The sequence below is a fragment of the Bacteroides sp. 519 genome (assembly GCF_010500955.1).
Lineage (GTDB): Bacteria > Bacteroidota > Bacteroidia > Bacteroidales > Bacteroidaceae > Bacteroides.
Genome location: NZ_QVMJ01000007.1, coordinates 40,494 through 61,262, shown reverse-complemented (window position 1 = coordinate 61,262; position 20,769 = coordinate 40,494). Strand labels below are relative to the sequence as shown.

Annotated in this window: 16 protein-coding genes; 5 read left to right on the top strand and 11 right to left on the bottom strand. The window is 38.6% G+C overall.

Going from position 1 to position 20,769, the window contains the following annotated elements:
- The first annotated feature begins 727 nt into the window (after positions 1 to 727).
- Positions 728 to 4,489, top strand: coding sequence for a DUF3857 domain-containing protein (locus D0T85_RS08460; RefSeq protein WP_163212229.1), 3,762 nt, complete (start codon positions 728 to 730; stop codon positions 4,487 to 4,489).
- An 83-nt stretch (positions 4,490 to 4,572) separates the two neighbouring features.
- Positions 4,573 to 5,601 (top strand): L-threonine 3-dehydrogenase, encoded by a 1,029-nt coding sequence (gene tdh / locus D0T85_RS08455; RefSeq protein WP_163212227.1) that lies wholly within the window; start codon positions 4,573 to 4,575, stop codon positions 5,599 to 5,601.
- Positions 5,602 to 5,706: 105 nt separating this feature from the next.
- On the opposite strand, the gene D0T85_RS08450 is transcribed toward tdh, so the two are convergent.
- The 3 genes from D0T85_RS08450 to D0T85_RS08440 form a co-directional block, all read right to left on the bottom strand.
- Positions 5,707 to 8,322 (bottom strand): transglutaminase domain-containing protein, encoded by a 2,616-nt coding sequence (locus D0T85_RS08450; RefSeq protein WP_163212225.1) that lies wholly within the window; start codon positions 8,320 to 8,322, stop codon positions 5,707 to 5,709.
- 136 nt (positions 8,323 to 8,458) lie between these two features.
- A complete protein-coding gene (locus tag D0T85_RS08445; RefSeq protein ID WP_163212223.1) occupies positions 8,459 to 8,677 on the bottom strand; it encodes a (4Fe-4S)-binding protein in 219 nt (72 codons plus the stop codon).
- Between the two features lie 34 nt (positions 8,678 to 8,711).
- A complete protein-coding gene (locus tag D0T85_RS08440) occupies positions 8,712 to 9,014 on the bottom strand; it encodes a GNAT family N-acetyltransferase (protein WP_163212221.1) in 303 nt (100 codons plus the stop codon).
- Between the two features lie 280 nt (positions 9,015 to 9,294).
- Between D0T85_RS08440 and D0T85_RS08435 the strand changes: the two genes are divergently transcribed.
- Together D0T85_RS08435 and D0T85_RS08430 are read left to right on the top strand one after the other, a co-directional pair.
- Positions 9,295 to 9,972: a response regulator transcription factor gene (locus D0T85_RS08435; protein WP_163212219.1), complete on the top strand. Its 678-nt coding sequence runs from the start codon at positions 9,295 to 9,297 to the stop codon at positions 9,970 to 9,972.
- A complete protein-coding gene (locus D0T85_RS08430; protein WP_163212217.1) occupies positions 9,969 to 11,246 on the top strand; it encodes a HAMP domain-containing sensor histidine kinase in 1,278 nt (425 codons plus the stop codon). Before D0T85_RS08435 ends, D0T85_RS08430 begins: the two co-directional genes overlap by 4 nt.
- Before the next feature lie 114 nt (positions 11,247 to 11,360).
- On the opposite strand, the gene D0T85_RS08425 is transcribed toward D0T85_RS08430, so the two are convergent.
- The 4 genes from D0T85_RS08425 to D0T85_RS08410 all read right to left on the bottom strand — a co-directional run bounded on the left by D0T85_RS08425 (position 11,361) and on the right by D0T85_RS08410 (position 15,114).
- Positions 11,361 to 12,929, bottom strand: a complete 1,569-nt coding sequence (locus D0T85_RS08425; protein WP_163212215.1) for a peptide chain release factor 3 — start codon at positions 12,927 to 12,929, stop codon at positions 11,361 to 11,363.
- 70 nt (positions 12,930 to 12,999) lie between these two features.
- A complete protein-coding gene (gene rfbD / locus D0T85_RS08420) occupies positions 13,000 to 13,857 on the bottom strand; it encodes a dTDP-4-dehydrorhamnose reductase (protein WP_163212213.1) in 858 nt (285 codons plus the stop codon).
- A gap of 53 nt (positions 13,858 to 13,910) precedes the next feature.
- Positions 13,911 to 14,459 carry a DUF4924 family protein gene (locus D0T85_RS08415; protein WP_163212211.1) on the bottom strand — a complete coding sequence of 183 codons (549 nt, stop codon included), beginning with the start codon at positions 14,457 to 14,459 and terminating at the stop codon, positions 13,911 to 13,913.
- Between the two features lie 4 nt (positions 14,460 to 14,463).
- Complete coding sequence (locus D0T85_RS08410; RefSeq protein WP_163212621.1) at positions 14,464 to 15,114, bottom strand: LysE family translocator; 651 nt, start codon at positions 15,112 to 15,114, stop codon at positions 14,464 to 14,466.
- A gap of 63 nt (positions 15,115 to 15,177) precedes the next feature.
- On the opposite strand from D0T85_RS08410, the gene D0T85_RS08405 reads away from it, so the two are divergent.
- Positions 15,178 to 16,377 (top strand): hypothetical protein, encoded by a 1,200-nt coding sequence (locus tag D0T85_RS08405; RefSeq protein ID WP_163212209.1) that lies wholly within the window; start codon positions 15,178 to 15,180, stop codon positions 16,375 to 16,377.
- Here the strand turns inward: D0T85_RS08405 and D0T85_RS08400 are convergent.
- The 4 genes from D0T85_RS08400 to D0T85_RS08385 form a co-directional block, all read right to left on the bottom strand.
- Entirely contained in the window at positions 16,358 to 17,983 is a 1,626-nt protein-coding gene (locus D0T85_RS08400) for a M56 family metallopeptidase (RefSeq protein ID WP_163212207.1), read from the bottom strand. The genes D0T85_RS08405 and D0T85_RS08400 overlap by 20 nt on opposite strands.
- 14 nt (positions 17,984 to 17,997) lie before the next feature.
- Complete coding sequence (locus D0T85_RS08395; RefSeq protein WP_163212205.1) at positions 17,998 to 18,360, bottom strand: BlaI/MecI/CopY family transcriptional regulator; 363 nt, start codon at positions 18,358 to 18,360, stop codon at positions 17,998 to 18,000.
- 1,279 nt (positions 18,361 to 19,639) lie between these two features.
- A complete protein-coding gene (locus D0T85_RS08390) occupies positions 19,640 to 20,188 on the bottom strand; it encodes a chromate transporter (protein WP_163212203.1) in 549 nt (182 codons plus the stop codon).
- 44 nt (positions 20,189 to 20,232) lie between these two features.
- Positions 20,233 to 20,769: a chromate transporter gene (locus D0T85_RS08385; protein ID WP_163212201.1), complete on the bottom strand. Its 537-nt coding sequence runs from the start codon at positions 20,767 to 20,769 to the stop codon at positions 20,233 to 20,235.

Genomic DNA, 20,769 nt, shown 5'->3' with positions numbered 1-20,769 from the left:
ATGCATTGTAAGGTTGAGGTTACTCCATAATGGGGTAACCTCAATTGTTTTGTATCATGCCTGTGATACAAAAGTGCCACGCTTGTGATACAAAAGTATCTTAGTTGTGGCACTTTTGTACCACCCTGCATGATACTTTTGTTTCAGGCTTAAAATAATTGATGAAACTTTTTTCTCAAGCCTAAAAAATCGGTGGTACTGTAATCTGTTGATTGTCAGTTGTGTTTGGTTCGGTTAGGAGCTGGGTTGAACTAAAATTAAAACACAGAGTCACAGAGAAACAGAGTTCTTTTCTTTGTGCTGAACACGGAGGCTTCGCTTTTACTCAAAAATAGGCCAACGGCCTAATAGCTTCTAGCGTAGGTCAACGGCCTACACAATGATGTTACATGAAAATGCGAGGCTGTAGGCCTCGAAGCGTATTTGTATGCAAGCTCCGAGGCTTACAGCCTCGCATTCCATGTGATATTCTTCATCGTAGGCCGTTGGCCTACGCTAGAGGCTATTAGGCCGTTGGCCTATTTTGAGTTTTTGAGTATTGTACGACAAAAGCGAAGCCTCCGGGTTCAGCACAAGGAAAAGCTCCGTGTTTCTGTGTCTCCGTGTTTTTATTCAATTCCCCTCTGATTTGAACCAAATTACAACACTGTATAATAATTTTCAACTTTCAATTTTCAACTTTCAATTAATCTCTGCATCTTTGTAAAAAGACACCAACATTATTGCTATGAATATGAATAATAAAGTACAGTTTGCATTTCTTTTCCTTTTCCTTTTAGTATGCGGAAATTTATCGGTATCGGCCAATGAGAATTACAATAAGGCATGGGCTGCATTTCTGCAAAACAATAGAATAGAAGCCCGGGAGCACTTCAACCTGGCATTGAATAGCGACGAATGCAAAGCCGATTCTTATCTCGGTCTTGCTTTCTTAGACTGGAGCGAATCCAGATTGGAAGATGCTTTCAATCAGTTTCAAGAGTTCTATAAACATGCTTCCGAGCCCGATGCATATCTATATGGGTTGTACACAACCCCGTTTACCTTTGCAAGTAATGATGTGCTGGAAAAAGAGAAAATAAATTTTCTGGAAGCTATTATAAACAATCCCATGCACGGAACATTGAAAGCTATGCTCAATGAAACCGCAGCTAAACATTATATGGGGTGTAACAACACCACGAAAGCAAATGAATTGTTTGCAAAAACCGGAGCCCTTTTAAAGTGGCAGGTATTGGGTACTTTCAATAATGTATCGGGGAGTGGCTTTGATAAAGACTGGGGAGCACTCCAGAAGAGCCGGATAAAAGATAATTTTCAAAACAAAGTAGGAGCAACAGTAAATTGGTATAATCCCGGACTGAATAAACCCGATGGTTGGTTTGATTTTACTTATTATTTCGTACCCGACAATGTGATAGCTTATGCTCAAACATTTGTAACATCGCCCGAGGCACAGGAAGTTTATCTTCGTGCCGGAACATCCGGATCGCTTAAAATCTGGATAAATGATGCACTTGTAGCTTCGGTGAAAAAAGAGCGCAACTGCGATATGGATATATATTCGTATAAGGTTAAACTAAATAAAGGAGCCAATAGAATTCTTTTACAGGTAGGACAAAGTGAAGTTAATGCTTTAAATTTTTTGGTACGCTTAACCAACGCAAACGGTGACCCGGTAAGCGGATTGTTGGAGAATGCAGAATATACTAAATACACAACCTCGACTGTTGCCGAATCGAATAATCTGTTACCTTTCTTTGCCGAAGAATACCTGCTTGCCAAATTGAAGTCGGACAGCGATAATCCTATTCATACTTTAACACTGGCCGAAACATACCTTAGAAACGATAAGGCAGAAGAAGCTATCCTGTTATTAAGAGAATTTCAGAAAAAAGCTCCCAAGTCATCATTTGTACATTATAGGTTGGCTGAGGCTTATGCCCGTGCGCAAAACCAGACATACTATACTAAACAAATGGAAGATTTGAAGACAGACGATCCGGAATCTTTCTATGCACTTGACAATCTTTGCGACGAAGCTATTGCATCCAACAAAATAACAGAGGTGAAAAATATATGCCAGAAAATGAAACAACTTTATGGCGAAAACTTAACCACCAGCCAAATTGATGCATGGCTGGCTAACAAGCAGAATAAGCAAGAAGACTACATAGCTATAGTAAAGGGCAATTATGAAAAGTATCCATATAAATACGGTTATATGAACGCAATGTTCAACATTGAAGAATACACGCTCAAAAACAGTAAAGCGGCTACAGCCATCATCGAAGAATATTGTTCCAACTACTTTAATGCAAGCGCTTTGAATATGTTATCAGGCAGATATATAAAAGATGGTGATACAGAAAAAGGGTTGCAGGTTTTAAAAGACAGAATAGAAAGAATTCCCTATGGTGTAGGCTTTATGCAAAATTATGCAAGAACACTGTATAATATGCAACGTTATGAAGAAGCACTGAACATAACCAAACGTATTATACAAATAAGTCCGTCTCTGGCAGATGTCTATACCCAGCAAGCCGAGATTTACAAAGCAATGAATAATGAAAAACAAGCCATTGAAGCTTATAAAATGTCAATTCATTATGATCCATCCTCGTTCGAATCGAGAGCACAGCTACGTCAGCTCGAAGGTAAAAAAGAGATGGAAGACTTGTTCCCCCGTTATAATATTGATAGTTTAGTAGCTAAAACACCTTCGCATACAGATTTTCCCGACGATCATTCTATTATTGTTTTGCACGATACCAAACTTATGTATTATCAGGAGGGGGCCGCAGAATATCATGTAGAAATAGCTGTGAAAATATTAAATCAAACAGGTGTTGAAATATGGAAAGAATATTCTATTCCATATTATGGTAATCAAAGCTTAACATTGGATAAAGCAGAAATAATAAAGGAAAACGGACAAAAGGTAAAGGCCGAAACCAATAACAGCCATGTTGTTTTTACAAACCTTGAAATAGGGAATGTACTTTACTTGGAATATCGAGTAAAAGACTTCTCGACCGATGCATTTTCCAAGCATTTTTACAATCAGGAAACATTTCAATATGTAGTGCCTTCAATGATAACCAGCTACTCTATTCTGGCACCTAAAGATAAGAAGTTTCAATACGTTGTTGCCAATGGTAAAATCACCCCTCAAATATCCAATATTGAGGATATGAAGCTGTACAGATGGGTATTAACCGATCAGCCAGCTGTGAGAACCGAACCACTGATGAGCTCTTTTGTTGATGTGGTACCAACCCTATCTTTTAGCAGTATCCCCAATTGGACATTTGTTAGTAGCTGGTACAAAGACCTCACTACCAATAAATTTAAAGACGATTATTTGGTAAAGGAAACGCTGAACGAAATTCTGAAAGGTAACGAAAACGCCAGTCAGTTGGAAAAGGCCAAGTTGTTTTACGAATATATTCTGAAAAACATAACTTATTCAAATGTACCGTTTATGCAGAATAATTTTATTCCGCAAGATGCTTCGCGCACCATTTCTACACGTCTGGGAGATTGCAAAGATGTTTCGACTTTGTTTGTAACCTTCTGCCGATTGTCCGGAATAGAGGCTAATCTGGTATTGATTCTTACACGAGACAATGGACGGAACATATTACCGTTACCTTCAAATGGTTTTAATCATTGTATTGCTCAGTTAAAAGTTGATGGCAAAACGTACTATCTGGAATTAACAGATAACAAGCTACCATTTGGAGCAACACACAGTTTCGATTTACAATCGCCTATACTTCCTATTCCTTATGGCAATGAATCCACAAGCGATAAGCTTTTGGTAATGGATATGCCGTTTCGCTCTTTGAACACAACCAAACGCGAAACAAGTATGCATTTTAACGAAACAGATGTAATAACCAAAACTACAACAACGCGCAGTGGGGCGTCTGCGTCTGGTATCAGACACATGTATGCTGATTTAGGAGCCGAAGAACAGTTGAAACAACTAACGCAAAATATAGCTTCGGATTATACAACTCCTATAAAAGTAAGAAATCTGGTATTTGATGACCTTACCAGTTTAAAAGGCACAGCTGTGTATAGTTTTGAGATAGAAGCAAAAAACATGGTACAGGCAATTGCCGGCATGAAGATATTCAAAATACAATGGAATGACCAGATTCCATCTCTTGAGGAGTTTTCATTAGAATCCCGCAAATATCCGCTTGAGCTGTGGCAGTATTTTATGGAAGATATCTGTGAAGAAACAATAACGATAACTTTGCCCGAGGGAAGAAAAATGTTAGAAATTCCTGAAGATGTTCTTCTGGAGTGTGCTAATGCCGTTTATTCCTTGAGATATGATTTAAGCACGCCGAACACACTTCGGGTACATAGAAAATTGGTGCTGAAAACCGAGATAGTTACTCCGCAGGAATATGATAGTTTTAAAAACTTTATGCATGCATTAAGCGAAGCAGATAACAAGTCGTATGGAATATAAATTCTCATGCAAATAGAACACCATTTCTAAAAATCAATTACCTTTGATGTCATATTTATAACCTTAATAAAGAATCGCTGATAATGAAAGCCTTAGTAAAATTACGCCCCGAAAAAGGCCTTTGGATGGAAGATGTTCCTATGCCCGAAGTAGGAGTAAACGATGTTTTAATCAAAATTAAAAAAACAGCTATTTGCGGTACGGATTTGCATATCTACCGATGGGACGATTGGTCGCAACGCACCATTAAAACCCCTATGACTATTGGCCACGAATATGTTGGTACGGTAGTTGATATGGGCGAAGGGGTAAAGAATCTTAAAATTGGCGACCGTGTAACCGGTGAGGGACATATTGCTTGCGGACACTGCCGTAACTGTCGCCGTGGTAAGAAACATGTTTGTGCAAACACCATTGGTGTTGGTGTAAATCGTGACGGTGCATTTGCCGAATACCTCTCTATCCCTGCCGAGAATGTTGTTAAACTTGATCCCCGCATTTCGGATGATATGGCAAGTATCATGGACCCCTTTGGAAATGCTACTCACACCGCTTTATCATTCCCCGTTGTAGGCGAAGATGTTTTGATTACCGGAGCCGGATTGATTGGCTCTATGGCAACAGCCATCTGCCGTTTTGCCGGAGCACGTTATATTGTTGTGAGCGATTTGAGTGATAATCGTTTGGAGATTGCCAAAAAGATGGGTGCAACACTTACCATTAACCCCAAAAGAGGTGAAACAGTAGAGCAGGCTATGAAACAACTCAATATGAGCGGTTTCGATATCGGTTTGGAAATGTCGGGCTCGCCCAAAGCATTCAACGAAATGTTGGATAATATGTATAATGGCTCTAAAATATCTTTGCTGGGTATTCAACCAGCGGGAACAGCCATTAACTGGGATAAAGTTATTTTCAAAGCCCTTACCCTGAAAGGAATTTATGGCCGCGAGATGTGGGAAACCTGGTATCAGATGGAACAAATGCTTATCTCCGGTATAAACCTGGAACCGATTATTACACACCGCTTCTCTGTAGATGATTTCCAGAAAGGGTTCGAAGTCATGGATGGCGGAGAAAGTGGTAAGGTAATTCTGGATTGGGAATCGTAAATTAGAACACAAAGTAGGAATTGCAAGCATTTACCCCGACAGGGGTAATATGTGCATAACCCCGGGTGAGCAAAGCAAAGCGTAACCCGGGGTAGGCTTAATAAATTAAATCTTTCCAATCACCCCCAACATCTGCTCACCCAATCCTATTGTATATCCTTGCGATACAAACACTACTCTTCCAAAAGTATCTGCTATAATAAATATAGGTAGATTATTGGTGTTGGATATTTCCATAGCCGAGGCTATCATGTTAGTGATTTTATTATCTTCATCAATGCCATAAGTAACTGTAGTAGGTAATTGACCAAATTCGTTAGTGTCGAAACTATTCCATTCCTGTTCATTCTTAAATAACAAGATTATTCCGCGGTTCCATTCATTAAGTTCGTTTGCAACAGCAGCAATATCTCTCATGGCATGGTTGGTTGGTTCCTGACGCGCACCCAGTACACCTATTACATAATATCCACGTCCGGTAGTAGCCAAAATACTGGTTTCCTGATTATCATCAACCCGGCGGAAAGTTTTTTCGGCATCAACACTACCTATAACCTGAATATCTTCCGGATTTTCTCGCATTACTAATGGTATATGTGCCGTTTTGCCCGGTTGAATATTGAATGATGTAATTTGAGACAAAACATTTCCTTTTGCCATGCGATTACCTGTAACCAGTAAATAATTGCCTTCGTCCATAGCAAGAGGCTTGCGTAACATTTGAGCCCATGTGTTGCCAATACCCATATCAACGCTGCCCGAGCGGAAGTTTAAAGTTTGCAAACTACCATCGGAAAGAATTTTGGCAACAGTGAAATGACTGTGGTATTTAGGATCTCTCAGCGTTTTGATAGGATTGTATGAAGCCGTTAGTTCTCCCTGAGCAGCAATAACAGGCGCCGAAGCTTCAAAATCAACATCTACCCATGTGTTGTTAATGTGGTATTGTACTTTTCTTGTAACAGATTCAATACGTGCCGGAATGTGGAAACTACGGGCAAGAGCAACAAAGAATATATTATACGAATGAGTATCGGCAACTCGTGCTTTGTAAACTCCCATAGGCATAACCGGAATCCGTTGCGGGTTTAGGTTATCATTGATTTCAATATTCTCCTTTACCCATTGCACCAGTAACTGAGGGTTGTTTTGAAATTTCTTTATTTGTTCTTCATCAAAAGCATGTTGAAAGAAAGAACGGTAAGCAGTAAGCAATTCATTACTTACCCTTGGGCTTAAAATATAAGTAGCGAGTTGCGAATCAAGTAGGCTATATGGGATATTTAACAGATGATCCAGAAGTATATCCGAAGGGACATCGCGTAAATCTTTGGCCGAAATCATATTCAGCAACTCCATGCCTGCCGAACGGTTTTCATCGGTAAGGGTGTTGATAAATTTTTCTATTTCCGCAAAGTTTCCTCTACTGGCAATCAAAAAACGATTATCTGTTTTGTTATCCGTGTAAAAAGTAGAAACATATTTATTGCGTATTTCATCCTCCATAAGCAAACGTTTGGCGTTTTCGGCAATTTGCTCTTCAGTAACATCAACAGGAATAGGGTGGGAGGCAGGCGGAGTAACTTCCATCTCAATATCTACACAATCACCCGGCGTTTTATCTAATACAATGGTTACATTGCTGTCTTTTCCGAACGATACTTTTTGATAACCAAACTTATTGTTGTGTGTAACCCAAACCAGCATATCTCCTTTACCGGCAGATAATGAAGCAGTTCCGTTCTTGTCGGTCTTTTTACGTGCTACGGTATAGAATTCAGCATAATTGTAAATTTTGAATTCTACTTGAGCATCTTTAACCGTTTCGCCACTTGTGTTTTGTACAATTACATTTATGCTGGCAGTTGGAGCATAATTGTCGGTTACATTAATCTCGGTGAAGCAGTTGGTAACTTCCATTATCTCTTCGGGGCCGTTATAGCGGCCAAAGGCACGGGTGTGCATCAACATTCCCCTGGAAGCAGGTTCGTTGAACCATGCCATGTTGAGTACAGGTTCCGGTTCGCAAGCCCCCAAAAAATACCATTTACCATCTACCCAGGCTTCTACCCAGGCGTGGTTATCATCTGTATGTGCCCAACGGGGCGTATATACCTGGCGGGCAGGAATACCTACGGAGCGCAAAGCAGCCACCGTAAACACCGACTCTTCGCCACATCTGCCGTAAGCAGTACGTACCGAAGCTAACGGAGAACTGGTACGCGAGTCGGAGGGAGTATAAATTACTTTTTCATGACACCAATGGTTTACCTCAAGAACAGCATCATAAAGCGATAGGTTTTTCACTCTGTCTTTCAGCTCTTCATAGAAAACCATACGGCTATCGTCCATGTTTTCATTATTCACACGTACGGGGAGCACAAAGTGGCGGAAAATCTCTTCCGGAATGTTTTTTCCCCAAGGCATTTCTTCTTTTACCCGAAATGCGGAACGGATGTTTTGCAAATAGAATTCACCACTGTAATCTGTAACATCGCCAATAGGCATATATGCATACAAAAAGGTTAAAGCTTCTCTTTCTATATCAGAAAGTGATTCTTTAAACACTTCGAATAGATTACCATGAGGTAAGGCATTTTGCTTGGCTTCAAAATCGTTAGCAACTTGTTCTCTGATAGAAGTATCAGAAATGAAATGAGGGGAGTTTTTACATCCTACACAAATAATAATAGGAAGTAAGATAGAGATTAAGGTCTTCATTTAAATTGAAAATTGAAAGTTGGAAATTGAAAATTACTATGTAGCAAAGGTATTATTTATTATCTAAAATAAAAAATAGCCATAGGTAGTTTAGTTATCTAATCAAATCTGCATAGTAATTTTCAATTTTCAACTTTTAGTTTTCAATTATTTTGTAGCTCAATGCACCCGAGGGACATTTTTCTATTTGCGCTTTCAATTCTTCGGTTGTGGCATTCTCGGCTTTTATCCATGGGCGTGCACACGGATTATATACAGCAGGCAAGGTTTTTACACATGTACCGGCATGCGTACATAGGGCCGGTTTCCATAAAATAATAATCTCACCATTTGAGTATTCATGAACTTTTTCCATTTGTTTTTAGGTTTAATATGTTTTTATTAATTACTTATCTTATGGTAATCCCTTCGGCAACTATACTCTTCCACATAGGGTTCTTTTTTATGTATTTTGCAACAAAAGGACAAATGGGGATTACTTTAAAACCCCGATTGCCAATTTCCTCCAGCGTTTTTTCTACAAGTTGGGTTCCAACTCCCTTTCCGCCTAAAGCAGTGGGCACTTCTGTGTGTGTAAGACAAATGTTTCCATCTTTGTTAACAATGTATTCAATGAGTGGTACATGTCTGTTAATATGGAATTCATATTGAAGTTTCTCTGTGTTGTTTATTAGTTTATAATCTTGTTTCATGATATAAAGTGATAATTTGATTTATTACTTAACAACTATGGTTGTGTTTTGGTTCAGTTTGGGGCTGATTTGAACTAAAATTAAAACACAGAGTCACAGAGAAACAGAGTTCTTTTCTTTGTGCTGAACACAGAGTTTTGTACGATAAAAGCGAAGCCTCCGTGTTCCGCACAAGGAAAAGCTCCGTGTTTCTGTGTCTCTGTGTTTTAATTCACACAGAATTCCAGAAATATTCCCAAATTATTTTATTTCTTTGTATATTAACCGCAAAAGCACCAATATGAAAATTCTTATAATTGAAGATGAACCGGATATGCGACAAATCATTCGCGAATCGTTGTTGAAAGAGAAATTTTTGGTAGAGGAAGCTACCGATTATAACTCGGCACTGAATAAAATTAATGATTATGATTACGATTGCATATTGCTGGACATTATGTTACCCGGTGGCAGTGGATTAGATATTCTGGAAGAGTTGAAGAAACTGCATCGTAGCGATAGTGTATTAATTATATCAGCAAAAGATTCGTTGGACGATAAAGTTAAGGGGTTAGAACTGGGAGCTGATGATTACCTTACCAAACCGTTTTATCTGGCAGAACTAAATGCCCGTATCAAATCAGTAATCCGACGAAAATCTACAAAAGGCGACGTTACAGTATCTTTGGGCAATCTAACACTTTGGCCCGATAAGCGTGAGGTATCTATTGGTAGTACCCCTTTGGTTTTAACGCGCAAAGAGTTTGATCTGTTGTACTATTTTGTAATTAATCCGGGTAGGGTTATCAGTAAAATGAGTTTGGCAGAATCTGTTTGGGGCGACAATGTAGATCAGGTAGATAGTCTTGATTTTATTTATTCGCAAGTGAAAAACGTTCGTCGGAAATTGAAACAGGCCGAAGCTACAGTAGAACTTACTGCTGTATACGGATTTGGTTATAAATTAACAGAGTTATGAAACTCCTACATTATACATATTGGAAATTACTTCTTTTCTTGTTACTGATATTAACCGGCTGGGGAATCCTTTTTTACTATACCATAATTGAGGAGGTAACTGATGAAACAGATGACTCACTTGAAAATTATCAGAATATACTGATAAACATGGCATTAGATGATCCTACTATTCTGAATACTACGGGTAATATAATGACCTTGTATCAGTTTCGTCCGATTTCTGATGTCGAAGCCGAAGACTATAAAACAAGGTTCTACGACTCAACAGTGTATATACAAACAGAGGATGAACATGAACCGGTAAGGGTGATGATGTCTTGTTTCAGGATGCCCGACGGACAATACTACGAACTGGAATTGAAAATATCGACTCTTGAACGCGAAGACATGATTGAAGCAATATTTGCTTACCTGATTTCTCTGTTTATATTGCTTTTCATCAGTTTGATGCTCATTACCCGGATTGTTTTAAAGAAATCGTTCAATCCTCTTGATAAACTAATGGACTGGCTAAGGAAAATTCAGCCGGGTAAGGAGGTACCAGAGTTGAATAATGAAACTACAATCAAGGAATTTCAGGAATTGAGTAAAGCTGCAATTGATATGAGTAATCGCAGTTTTAAAGCTTATCAACAGCAAAAGCAATTTATTGAGAATGCATCGCACGAATTGCAAACCCCATTGGCCATTGTTCGGAATAAAATAGAACTTCTGGTGCAGGATGGCTTATTGAATGAAAAACAGATGGAAGAAATTGATAGTATATATACAACTTTAGGCAGGGTTGTTAAACTAAATCAATCTTTGCTATTACTATCCAGAATAGAGAATAAGCAGTACGATGGGATGGATGATGTTGATATAAACAAAATAATAGAAGCACTCTTACCCGATTTGACAGACGTTTATGAAGAGAAAAGAATCCGGATAAATTATGCAGGAAATGATTCGTTTATAATAAAGTGCAATGAGTATCTGGCCCAGATTCTGGTAACAAATCTTTTAAAGAATGCGTTGTCGCATAGCAAACCAAACGGTGAAATAACTATTGAAACAAATACGAATGGACTGATTATAAAAAACAGTGGTGATGCTCCTTTAGAAAGGGATAAAATATTCCAGCGTTTTTATCATCCGCAAACAGAGAATAAAGAATCATTAGGTTTAGGGCTTTCTATTGCGCAAACCATAGCTGCTTCGTATAATCTGGTTCTCGAATATAAATGGCAGGGAATGCATTGCTTTAGTTTGCATAGGGCAGCCGCTCAATAATATTATTTTCTATTGATATGAATGCCCTACGGGCAACTGCATACAATCTGGACTGCATCTAATGCCCAGAGGGCATTCATATCAATAGAAAAACAAAAAATCAGCGTTTTAGTATTAGAACTCGCTTGTGAAATGGAATCTTATATTCTTAAAATCTATTTGAGCCATTTGTAATACATAACCACTGTCGGCCAGAAAAACATCACGACCATCTTTATCCTTGGCCATATATTGGTATTTGCGTTTCTTGAAGGCTTCCAGTTCTTCCAGATCATCACTTTCAATCCAACAAGCTTTATACAAACTTACAGGTTCCCAACGACACGAAGCATTGTACTCGTGCAATAGGCGGTACTGAATAACCTCAAACTGAAGCTGCCCCACCGTACCAATAATTCTACGACCATTAAATTGGTTAACAAACAACTGAGCAACACCTTCATCCATTAACTGATCGACACCTTTGGACAGTTGTTTCTGTTTCATCGGGTCGGCATTCTCAATGTACTTAAACATTTCGGGCGAGAAGCTAGGCAATCCTTTGAAGTGAAGCAATTCGCCTTCGGTCAGGGTATCGCCAATTTTAAAGGTGCCACCGCTATCGGGCAAACCGATAATATCTCCGGCCCAAGCCTCATCTACAGTTGCCTTACGCTGTGCCATAAACTGGGTGGGCGACGAAAACCGAAGTGTTTTATTGTGCCGTATGTGTTTGTAGGGTGCATTACGCTCGAACTTGCCCGAACAAACCTTACAGAAAGCCACACACGAACGGTGGTTGGGATCGATATTAGCTGTTATCTTAAAGATAAAACCGGTAAATTTAGACTCTTCGGGTTGTACCAAACGCTCTTCTGCCTGCACGGGGCGAGGACTGGGAGCAATCTCCACAAAACAATCTAATAACTCCTGCACTCCAAAATTATTCAAGGCAGAACCGAAAAATACCGGAGCCAAATCCCCTCTCAGGTATTCCTCTTTATCAAATTCAGGATATACGCCGGCAATCAGCTCAAGATCGGAACGTAACTTTCCGGCAAGCCCTTCGCCAATCTGGCGGTCTAACTCTTCGCTGTTAATATCTACCGCAACCTTTTCAGTAACCACCTGCTTTGACGATTGGTAAAGGTCGAGTTTTTGTTCGTAGATATTATACACTCCTTTAAATCTTATTCCCTGATCTATTGGCCATGAAAGTGGACGAACCGCTATTTGCAGTTCTTCTTCCAGTTCATCCAACAAGTCGAACGGATCTTGTCCTTCACGGTCCATCTTATTCACATAGATAATAACCGGAGTTTTACGCATACGACAGACTTCCATCAGTTTTCGCGTTTGCGTTTCCACCCCTTTGGCACCATCTATCACAATAATTACACTATCTACAGCGGTTAGTGTACGGAATGTGTCTTCGGCAAAGTCCTGGTGACCGGGGGTGTCAAGGATGTTTACCTTATAATCTTTATAATCAAACTCCATGACGGAAGTAGTTACCGAGATACCACGTTGTTTCTCAATCTCCATCCAGTCACTGGTAGCTGTTTTCTTTATCTTGTTGCTTTTTACGGCACCAGCCACTTGAATCTGTCCACCGAAAAGCAATAATTTTTCTGTTAATGTAGTTTTACCCGCATCAGGATGGGCAATAATGGCAAAGGTTCGTCTTCTTTCTATTTCGTTCATATTAGTTTTGAGTTTTGAGATTTGAGTTTTGAGTTATGAGTTATGAGTTTTCTCTGCAGATACTCAAAACTCATAACTCATAACTCAAAACTTTAATGCAATTACTCAGGCTTTCTTCCCAATGTGGGATTTCAATGTTATAGGTTTCTTTTATTTTTGTTTTATCTAATACCGAATAATGAGGGCGTGCAGCTTTGGTAGGATAATCTGCTGTATGCAAAGGATTTACTTTGCATCCAGTTATACCGGCCAGGCGATGTATGGATTTGGTGAAATCGTACCAGGAGCATACCCCTTCGTTGCTGAAATGGTATATACCTCTCACCACTCCTTTCTCTATGATTGCATATATGGCTTTGGCCAGATCATTGGCATAGGTAGGGGTGCCAACCTGATCGAATATAACTCCAAGGGTGTCTCGTTCGCGTCCGAGGCGTATCATTGTTTTTACAAAGTTATTGCCGTAAATGGAATAAAGCCATGCTGTACGGATAACTACTGCTTTTTCGCAATTCTCTAATACATTTATTTCGCCAGCCAGCTTGGTTGATCCGTAAACTGATGCCGGACAGGTGGGCTCGTCTTCGGTATAGGGAATGTGGTTGGTACCGTTGAATACATAATCGGTTGATACCTGAATTATAGATGCGCCATTTCTCTGTGCAGCTTTTGCCAGATAGCCGGGTGCTATGTTATTTAGCTTATCACTTAATTCCCGATTGTCTTCGGCTGCATCTACAGCAGTATAGGCAGCACAGTTAACTACAACATCAATAGAGTTGGTTTTGAAAAAAATGTTTACTGCTTCTTCATCACAAATATCTAACTCGGCTACATCAGTAAAAAAGTAAGTGTATGGATATTGATCTGCAAGTACACGCATTTCGTTTCCTAATTGTCCATTGGCTCCGGTAATTAAAACATTCATATTTGGTAATTAGTAGTTAGTAGCTAGTAGTCTACTAACAGGTGATTAATATTCTAATTTAAATCCAATTCTCCTTTTTTATCTTTGTCGTAATAATTGGCTAGCATGGATAAAAAACTACTTATGTTTTCTAATGCTTTAGTTGTTTCTGTGCTGATGGTTTTTTGTTGAAGTTTAAGTAACATTGCTCCATATAATGCTTCGAAACAGGTTTCTAATTCAGGCTCTTCGGTATTACCGCTTTTGCTTCTTAACTCAACAATAACCGGAAGTGCTTTGTAATAGGCGCTATGATAGAAAGGGAATTTAGGCGATGCTAGTAATCTTTGGTGCAGATCTGTAAGATTGATTATAACATTTTTGTTTATTTGAAGGTGCCCTTTACTGATAACGTTTTCATCGCGCATCATATTTATAAGGTCCTGGTACCAATTTAATAAACCAACACGCTCTGCCTCTTGTATCTGCGTGTATTGAGCCACTATGTTATCCCTTATTTGGTTGATATCAAGGTTGTTGGCACGTATAATGTCTTCTACCTGCCACATATAAATAAGGTACTCGGCTATATTCTTTTCTTTTAGTTGTTGGGCTATGTACATATTCTTAGTATAAAGATTCTCCTAATAGCGTGAATATGAGTCCGAATAATGCTACTATTATAACAATGCCTCCAATAATACGGTTAATCATCCACAATCCGCGTACATTGAAATGTGCTCTCACCTTATCTACAAAGAAAGTAGTTCCAAACCACCAGGTTATTGCCCCCAGCAAAATTGCAATGTATCCTATTAGTTGCTCAGCAACCGTGATTCCCGGAAGAACAAAAGTTAATCGTGCAAACAAACCGATAAAAAGGAATATTATAAGCGGATTGGAGAGGGTGACAAAAAAGGCTGTTATGAAATTGTGGAAGTAGGTGCCTGTGCTGTGCGAAACCGGACGGATGGCTTTTACCGGGTTGCTTCGGAAGGTGTAATAACCAAATGCCAAAAGCATAATACTACCCAAAAGCTGGAGATAAAATATATTGGCTTCTATAAAATCAAAGATAAAACTCATACCATAACCAGTGAGTAAAGCATAAATTATATCGCTAATAGATGCTCCAAGTCCTGTTACAAAACCATACCAGCGCCCCTTATTTAAGGTACGCTGAATACACAGAACTCCTACTGGTCCCATTGGAGCAGAAATCACTACGCCAACAATGAAGCCCTTTACCAATAAGTCAAGTATGGTAATCTGAAACATTTTGCAAATATCGCATATTTTTGCGATAATCAAAAATCCATTTTTCTTATTTTTGTGGTGTTTATGAGAAAGCTCTACCTTTTTAATCCGGATCACGACCTGGCGTTGGCCAACTTTGATCCTAATTATATGCCCTCTGTTAATGTTAGGCAGTTGGCAACAGATTTGGCTTTACTACCGGTGTGGTATGGCGATGAAGACGATATAGTTCTGGCTCCTTCTGCTTTTAATCAAGCTTTTTTGGATGATGTGAAACAGAAATTTCCACATCTTCCGTCTATCTGTCCGGCAGTAGAAATGGGTCGGCTTTATTCAGCTTATTCTTTCGCACCATGGGGGTGGAATCCTGCAATCTCAAATCGGTTATCTCAGTTGGGTATTCCGGCAGATAATCTTCCTTCGGGCGATCGATTGGAACAGATCCGGCAATATTCGCACAGGAAACTTGCTGTTGAGTTGCTACAAAAGTTAATTTTTAACCAAGCGTTTTGCGGTACATCTTATTACTACACAGATATTGCTGAAATACGTAAATTTGTAGAAGGGCATGAGTTTTGTGTTCTAAAAGCACCTTTATCGGGTAGTGGTAAAGGGTTGAATTGGTGTAAAGGTGTATTTACGTATCACATTGAGCATTGGTGCGAAAACATAATAAAACAGCAGGGTGGGGTAGTGGTAGAACCTTTATACAATAAAGTGATAGATTTTGCCATGCAATTTAAGGCTAACGAAGCAGGCGATATTTGTTTTGCCGGGTATTCATTTTTCCAAACCACATTAAGTGGTGCATATATGGGTAATATACTGATTCCGGATATTCAGATAGAAAAATATTTGGCAGAATATGTTCCGGTAGAAAACCTTGAATTAATAAAACATGCTTTGATTGAAGAGTTCAAAAGAATTTTGCCAGGTGTATATTGTGGATATCTGGGAGTAGACATGATGATATGCAGTTTTAAGGAAAGCCCCCTTTTTCGGATTCATCCATGTGTAGAAGTAAACCTGAGGATGAACATGGGAATGACGTCTCGTATCATTTACGATCGTTTTGTAAACGAAACTTCCAAAGGTATGTTCAGGATAGAGTATTATCCTGAACATAAAAAACTATTGGAAACTGTGGAGCAATTATCTTATGAACATCCACTTCAAATCTTAAATGGTAGAGTAATTAAGGGGTATCAACCTTTAATCCCTGTTACTCCGCATTCGCATTATCATGCTTGGATAGTATGTGAACCTATAGCGGACAATATGTGATTGAATATATATACGCCCCTCGTATTGCCTGTTTTATATCCGTAATTACCCCCATTTTAGTTTCGGGTGCAGCATTAATATGTATTGTTGGTGTTGCACCAGGATTGCTAACAGCTTTCTTAAGTTCGGAAGTTAATGAATCGAACGTAAAATTTTCTAATACACGGGTATAATTGTTTTCCACATCATTAATCGTAATCTTTACCCCTGTCAGCACTTTGTCATCTGTAGTTTTACTGGGAGTTGTTGCTCCATAATTCTTAGGAAAGCTTGTGAATAACAATACCGGATAAAGTTTATCAGGATCATTTGCATCGGCCTCTGTTTTAATAAGTGTTTCTTTGAACTCTCCAGATAGTTCCGAAACAATTGATTTGATTTTTTCGATACACTTATAACTACTACCTCTGTCGTATATAAATGTTATAACAACAGCTTTTACTTTTTTATTTCCGGTGATTGCTTTTTTATGTTCATTTTCTACAAACAGCCGGATGTTATTAGGCAGATTTTCAATTGTTACAAAATCATTATTAAACATCAACTTATCGTTCTTGTTTACAAATATAAAAGCAGTTTCGTAGTTTCTTTCCGTATCGTTAAGTACACGTCCGTGAACAAGTTTTTCGTATTCAAACAAATCAGTCTCACTGTTTTTGCCAACTGGCTTTTCCTGATTGCTTGTTGCTACAATTTCCATCATTTGCGGTTGAGCAAATAAATACAATACGCATGTTAATAAAGGAACTGCAAGCAGAACCCTGAGTCGCGCGTGCTTTTTCGTTTTTTCTTTTAATATCATGGTAATTCTGTTTTTAAGTTTACTGTGATTAAAACCATTGGCTATAGAGTAGAGCCTTGTGCCAACAGCTTTTTTTACTAATAAAAGTTGATATCTCGTTGCATCGATGCCAGTGTTAACTACGCCATTATCGGCTTCGTACTCATGAACTTCTTGTAACTCACGCTTCAACAACCAACATGCCGGATTAAACCAATGCAGTATGATGAAGAACTGCGTAATAAATAAATCCAACGTATGATTATAACGTAAGTGCATAGATTCGTGCAGAATAATTTCATGCGAGTGATCCAGATAATCTTTTTGAGAAAGTACAATGAAACGTCCCCAGTTAAAAGATGTGGTTATTTGGTTGTTTATGGCTAGTGTGTAGTTGTTATATTTAATTTTTTCGGATTGCCGGATTAGGCCGATCATTTGTACAGTTGACAACATGAAATGCAGAAAAGTAGCAAAGAAGCCCAAAAGATAAATACCAAACAGTACATGTTTCCAGCTTATGTGCTTTTGATGGTAATAAGAGTTTTCTATCTGATCTTCGGGTGCAGTTTGTATAATAGTACTTTCGGATTCATTATTTGTTACAAGAAACGTTTCTATGGTTTTCAAACTGGTTTGAATCGGCAATTCCTGTTGTATATTTAGTTGTACCAAAGGTAGTAATGAGCAAATAGAAAATCCAATCAGAATTGTTAGCCGATTAAATCGGAATAAAGTAGTTTGCTTCATTGCCAGTCTGTAAAACAGATAAAACAAAATCAAACAGAAACCGGATTTTAGTATATATAATATGAATGCACCCATATCGGCTACTTTTATTACTTTCGTTTATTCTCTATTTCTTTAATGAGTTCTTTCAATTCGTCGAGCGAAATTCCATCCTCTTCTATAAAGGTCGATACTACGTTTGTGTACGAGTTGTTATAATAGTGAGCAACCAAATCTTTTAATGTGGAAGATTTGTATGTTTTTTCACTGATAAGAGGATAGTATTGATAGGTGTTCCCATAAGCATTGTATGCAAGAAACTCTTTTTCTTCTAATCCCCTCACTAATGTAGATACAGTATTGTAGTGTGGTTTGGGATCATCATAATAGGCTAGTAATTCCCTTACAAATTTAGATCCTTCTTTCCAGAAAATATTCATTATCTCTTCTTCTTTGGGTGTTAAGCGTTTCATACTAATATTGTATAGTTATACTGCAAATGTAGTGATTGGTTTTAAACAAACAACTATTGTTGATAGTTGATTAACTAATTAATGCAGTAGTTTAACTATTGTTAGCAGTAGATTGGCAAAGTATCTAACCTGTATTATTCATGCTTCATCAATTTGGTTCAAATCAGATTGGAATTGAAATAAAACACAGAGGCACAGAAACACTGAGCTTTTCCTTGTGCTGAACACGGAGGCTTCGCTTTTGTCGTACACCCAAATTGCCCAAATTGCAAATCCCTCAGAAAATGTTTTTTCGCCATTTTGCTATCACTGCTATCACTAGCAGTGATAACATTCTGATAAACAGTTAATTAATTTAGTGATAGATGCAGTGATAGTAAAAAATATCTACCACTGCTATCACTAGGCTGTTTTTGTTGGTTGCTAAAAATCAGGGAGTTATAAAAATGCAACATGATAACAATTAGTTCGTACTCTGTTTAACCTGTATTATCCCGGTAGCATGAAGCCTTTCTCCCGGTAGGATAAACGGTTTCTCCCGGTAGGATGAACGCTTCATCCCGGTAGGAGAAAAGCTTTATCCTACCGGGAGAAAAGTACAGTTCAAATATCTTTCTATATAGATCGAGGGGTCGATGCTATATAGATCGAGAGGTCGGTGCTATATAGATCGAAGGCACTCATCTATATAGACCGGAACCCCAATGCTATATAGCTTGCTTAGAAATATGGACTATTTTATGGAAAATAGTGGATTATTATGCGGAAGAGTACAGGGTTTTCTATCGGAAAGTCCCTACTATTGTTAGAGGTCAAAGCTCAAAATAAAGCGTGTTGAAAGCGTGACGAAATAGTTGTAATAATGTTTCTCAACACGGCATTCAACACGCATTTAACGCATTGTTAATCAGTAGAATAAATCCTCCGCGTGTTGAATGACGACAAAATTTGTATTTTAAACTTCTGGGAAGGGTTTGGGAATTGAAACGCTAAGTTACGCTAAGTTACGCGGAGTTTTTATTTCGATGCCGCATGGAATTCCCCTCCTTGGATAAGGAGGGTGGCCTTTAGGGCGGGGTGGTTGGACTACCAAACATAGTGTATAAAACATTGTGTTGTATGTACACCAACCACCCCGTTGGGCACCCCTTAGCCAAGGAGGGGGAACCCATGCGGCATAATTTTAAAGTATTCATCATAATATCAAACTAAAACTCCGCGTAACTTAGCGTAACTCAGCGTTTCAATTCAGCTCCTAACTGAACCAGACGAGTATGTACTAATAAAGCAAAAGGCCAGCTAAACCACATGCTACAATCATTAAAATAGGGTTTATTTTAAATTTGCGGGTGCCGATAAAAGCGGTAATAAAGAGTATAATGCTGATGATAAATGTGTACAAGTCTTTCGTTGGTGAACCAAAATTGTCTTCATTCATTAATACTAGGGCGGCAGCAGCCAAAAGTCCCACAATTGCAGGTCTTAATCCCTGAAAAACAGATTCAACAACAGGATGTTTTTGATACTTAAGAAAGAAACGGCTAATTAGCAACATTATAATGAACGATGGAAGTACTACCGCAAACGTTGCAACAATGGATCCCCAAACACTACCTGTAGATGAGTATCCCACATAGGTAGCAGAGTTAATTCCTATAGGACCAGGTGTCATTTGACTGATTGCTATGATATCTGTAAACTCTTGGGCTGTGAGCCAATTGTGCCGGGTAACTACCTCGCCCTGAATAAGGGATAACATTGCATATCCACCGCCGAATCCGAAGAGACCTATTTTAAAGAAGGTATAGAAGAGTTCTAAATAAATCATTTAAATTGAAAATTATTGGCTAACTAACTACTATCTACTAACTACTATTTACTAACCACTCTTCCCCAGAGGTAGCCTCCAACTCCTGCTCCTACAATAATCCAGATAGGCGAAAAACCGAATAGCCAGATAAGGATAGCAGATACTACCGGAATCCAAATAGTGTACCGATTAATACGGGCAGACTTTGCCATATTGAAAGTAGGGGCGGCTATTAATGCAACAACTGCAGGACGTATTCCTTTAAATATACGTTCTACTATTGCATTATCTTTAAAGTTATTAAAGAATATAGCAATGGTAAGTATTATAATGAAAGAAGGAAGAACAGCACCCAAGGTAGTAACCAAACTGCCCTTTATCTTGCGTAATTTGTAACCGATAAAGATGGATATATTTACAGCAAATACCCCCGGAGCCGATTGCGAAATGGCTAACAGATCGAGGAAGTCGTCCTGAGCAATCCATTTTCTTTTCCTTACTATCTCATCTTCAATAAGCGGTACCATGGCATAACCTCCGCCAATAGTGAATAACCCTATTTTGCAGAATATGCCAAATAGTTGCAAATATATATTCAT

Bases quoted from the DNA above. Each gene is read 5' to 3' on its own strand.
- D0T85_RS08445 (WP_163212223.1), bottom strand. From the start codon at position 8,677: ATGGAAAAAGTTCATGAATACTCAAATGGTGAGATTATTATTTTATGG.
- D0T85_RS08450 (WP_163212225.1), bottom strand. From the start codon at position 8,322: ATGAAGACCTTAATCTCTATCTTACTTCCTATTATTATTTGTGTAGGA.
- D0T85_RS08405 (WP_163212209.1), top strand. From the start codon at position 15,178: ATGAGAAAGCTCTACCTTTTTAATCCGGATCACGACCTGGCGTTGGCC.
- D0T85_RS08440 (WP_163212221.1), bottom strand. From the start codon at position 9,014: ATGAAACAAGATTATAAACTAATAAACAACACAGAGAAACTTCAATAT.
- tdh (WP_163212227.1), top strand. From the start codon at position 4,573: ATGAAAGCCTTAGTAAAATTACGCCCCGAAAAAGGCCTTTGGATGGAA.
- rfbD (WP_163212213.1), bottom strand. From the start codon at position 13,857: ATGAATGTTTTAATTACCGGAGCCAATGGACAATTAGGAAACGAAATG.
- D0T85_RS08425 (WP_163212215.1), bottom strand. From the start codon at position 12,929: ATGAACGAAATAGAAAGAAGACGAACCTTTGCCATTATTGCCCATCCT.
- D0T85_RS08390 (WP_163212203.1), bottom strand. From the start codon at position 20,188: ATGATTTATTTAGAACTCTTCTATACCTTCTTTAAAATAGGTCTCTTC.
- D0T85_RS08410 (WP_163212621.1), bottom strand. From the start codon at position 15,114: ATGTTTCAGATTACCATACTTGACTTATTGGTAAAGGGCTTCATTGTT.
- D0T85_RS08400 (WP_163212207.1), bottom strand. From the start codon at position 17,983: ATGGGTGCATTCATATTATATATACTAAAATCCGGTTTCTGTTTGATT.
- D0T85_RS08395 (WP_163212205.1), bottom strand. From the start codon at position 18,360: ATGAAACGCTTAACACCCAAAGAAGAAGAGATAATGAATATTTTCTGG.
- D0T85_RS08435 (WP_163212219.1), top strand. From the start codon at position 9,295: ATGAAAATTCTTATAATTGAAGATGAACCGGATATGCGACAAATCATT.
- D0T85_RS08430 (WP_163212217.1), top strand. From the start codon at position 9,969: ATGAAACTCCTACATTATACATATTGGAAATTACTTCTTTTCTTGTTA.
- D0T85_RS08385 (WP_163212201.1), bottom strand. From the start codon at position 20,769: ATGAATATATATTTGCAACTATTTGGCATATTCTGCAAAATAGGGTTA.
- D0T85_RS08415 (WP_163212211.1), bottom strand. From the start codon at position 14,459: ATGTACATAGCCCAACAACTAAAAGAAAAGAATATAGCCGAGTACCTT.
- D0T85_RS08460 (WP_163212229.1), top strand. From the start codon at position 728: ATGAATATGAATAATAAAGTACAGTTTGCATTTCTTTTCCTTTTCCTT.